The organism is Bacillus sp. LR--39 (genome assembly GCF_053613335.1).
Genome location: NZ_JBSIOT010000722.1, coordinates 1 through 774 on the forward strand (window position 1 = coordinate 1; position 774 = coordinate 774).

At 46.8% G+C, this 774-nt stretch carries 1 protein-coding gene and 1 pseudogene; both read left to right on the top strand.

All coding sequences use genetic code 11. The annotated features are described in order from the left end of the window. Positions 1–516 (top strand): MFS transporter (locus ACWHAR_RS26100; protein WP_452088301.1); only part of this gene is annotated, 516 nt, incomplete at its 5' end. Positions 517–632: 116 nt separating this feature from the next. Further along, positions 633–774: pseudogene (locus ACWHAR_RS26105) on the top strand (GTP cyclohydrolase FolE2); the annotation flags it as partial.

The following is a 774-nucleotide window of genomic DNA, read 5'->3' on the forward strand; positions in this document are numbered from 1 at the left end:
TTTTTATCTATTTTCTTTGTTGATCAATACCAGCTGTCAAAAATTCACGCGGGCGACTTCGTTACATTATGTGTGGCGGCGGGGAGCTTTTTCCGGCCTGTCGGGGGCTTGATTTCGGATCGTGTCGGCGGCACGAAAGTTCTTTCTGTACTGTTTGTCATCGTGGCACTGTGTATGGCCGGAGTCAGCAGCCTGCCATCTCTTTCAATGGTTATTGTTCTATTGTTTGTCGGAATGATGGGGCTCGGAATGGGAAACGGCGCAGTATTCCAGCTCGTGCCGCAGCGTTTTCGCAAAGAAATTGGCATGGTGACGGGAATCGTCGGTGCGGCCGGAGGAATCGGAGGGTTTTTCCTGCCGAACATCTTAGGATCTCTCAAACAGATGACAGGCACATATGCTATCGGTTTTATCACGTTTTCCTGTATCGCGCTGCTGGCGTTTGCACTTGTGCTTGCCGCAGGCTATTACTGGCGGAAAAGCTGGAGCGCGGAAAGCAGCCCGGCGGATGTTTAGGGTTTTGACGGACACGCGTTTGTGCGTGTCTTTTTTATTTTCTCTTGATTTTCAACAGTGAACCGATCAAAATAAATAGTAATTATTATGATTTGTTAGTGAGAGGAGTTTTCTGAATGAATCAACATACGCTGCTTCCGAAAAAAACGGAGCGTCTTCAATACTTTGGATCGGTCAGTCCGATCAAAGGCGAGAAACCAGTGGAAAAAGAGAAAATGAAGGACCTGCAAAATATCAGGAAGGATTATTTTTTTGACA